This is a genomic window from Bacillus sp. AFS012607, assembly GCF_002558005.1.
GTDB classification, from domain to species: domain Bacteria; phylum Bacillota; class Bacilli; order Bacillales; family Bacillaceae_G; genus Bacillus_A; species Bacillus_A thuringiensis_S.
The window spans coordinates 1-1,646 of the sequence record NZ_NTVM01000088.1; the positions used below are offsets into that span (position 1 = coordinate 1).

Here is a 1,646-nt window from a genome sequence, read left to right on the forward strand (position 1 = left end):
GGGGATTCCGTAATGGCATACGTCAGTGCGGAGGATGCGATGAAAGCAAGAAAAGTTGACTTGATTTCATATCTGGAAGCAAAAGGAGAAACGTTTAAGAAAGAAGGAAATTATTATCGTCATACGGAACATGATAGTCTCATCATTAAAGGGAATCAGTACGCCTGGAATAGTCGAGGGGAAAAAGGATATGGGGCGATTAGCTTTGCGATGATGTACTATGACATGACATTCCCACAAGCCGTGATGGACATTCAGAAGGGGGACTACAAAGAGTTTGATCGTTCAAAAGCTGAAGAGGAGCGCAAAAAAGAGCAGCAGCCATTTAGTTATCCCAAACACCTGGAAGTAAATAAGCAAACAGAGATTAAAGAATACCTGGTTAATGAACGGAAAATAGATCCTCGCTTGGTGAATTGGCTGATTAAAAAGGATCTCATCGCCCAGGATAAGAAAAATAATGTGGTGTTTAAATGGAGAGAAGAAGGAGGCAAAGGGCAAGTCATTGGTATGAACCGTCAAGGTACAGTAAAAATGGAGAATAAAAGAGGAAGCTTTAAGCAAATTGTCCCGAATTATGAAAAAATTAATGCCGGTTTTACGGTTGATGTAGGTAAACCGGATAAGATTTATTTTTATGAAGATCCAATCGACATGTTATCTCATTGGAGTATCAAGCAAAATAAGATACAAAACGCTCGTCTGGTTTCTATGCATGGATTGAAGTCAAAAACAGTAATTCAATCTTTAATGGATGCGAAAAAAGAAGGGCACGATATTAAAGAGGTCATTATGGCAGTTGATAATGATAAAGCTGGGAAAGACTTCATTCAGACAATGAAATGCTTTGTAGATCTTAAAGAGGATATTCCAACGAATGAAAAAGATTGGAACGATGTCCGGAAGAAACAAGTGAGTGAGCAACAGGCAAAAGAAACAGCCCAACCAAAGAAAATGAAACCAATTAAAGAGGTGGAGCGAAGTGTCTAATCTACCAGAAATGCCAAACATATTACAAATTTTGATGTATGGTTTTATCCTTTATGTTCTTTTTCGAATTTGTAAATTCATGTACCGGAAGTTCCAGGAGCGAAGAATATTAAAACGAATGGCTAAGTCTGGTATTCGTTATATAGACAAAATGGACGGACATCAATTCGAAGTATACCTAAAAGCTCTCTTTCGAGAGTTGGGTTATTCTCCAACAGTCACAAAGCAGTCAAATGATTTCGGAGCGGATCTGGTATTGAAGGGGAAAAATCGTATTGTAATCCAGGCAAAACGCTACGGGATGAAAAATAGAGTCGGCATTAGTGCCGTACAAGAGATATATGCAGCACAAGCCTATTACAAAGCAAATGAGGGCTGGGTTGTAACGAACAGTGTGTATACAAGGCAGGCGAAAGAATTAGCGGAAGCTTGTAATGTGAAACTAATAGATCGTGTAGAACTTCAGAAATTGATTAATAAAATTAATCCCGAATATTCGGCTGAAGATGTGTATCAAGGGGTAAAACCTGCAGAACGGAAATGTCCAACATGTAAACATGATTTAGTGGTTCGCAATTCAAATAAAACAGGAAATAAGTTTTTTGGTTGTACTCAATATCCTACATGTACACATATAGAGCCAATTAATAAATGAG

General features: G+C 38.0%; 2 protein-coding genes. Both read left to right on the forward strand.

The window, feature by feature from the left end; all coding sequences use genetic code 11:
• Positions 1-12 precede the first annotated feature (12 nt).
• On the forward strand, positions 13-990 hold the full coding sequence (locus tag CN409_RS30905; protein ID WP_098180545.1) for a DUF3991 and TOPRIM domain-containing protein: 978 nt from the start codon (positions 13-15) through the stop codon (positions 988-990).
• On the forward strand, positions 983-1,645 hold the full coding sequence (locus tag CN409_RS30910; RefSeq protein WP_098217979.1) for a restriction endonuclease: 663 nt from the start codon (positions 983-985) through the stop codon (positions 1,643-1,645). The genes CN409_RS30905 and CN409_RS30910 overlap by 8 nt, the downstream gene beginning before the upstream one ends.
• Position 1,646 lies beyond the last annotated feature (1 nt).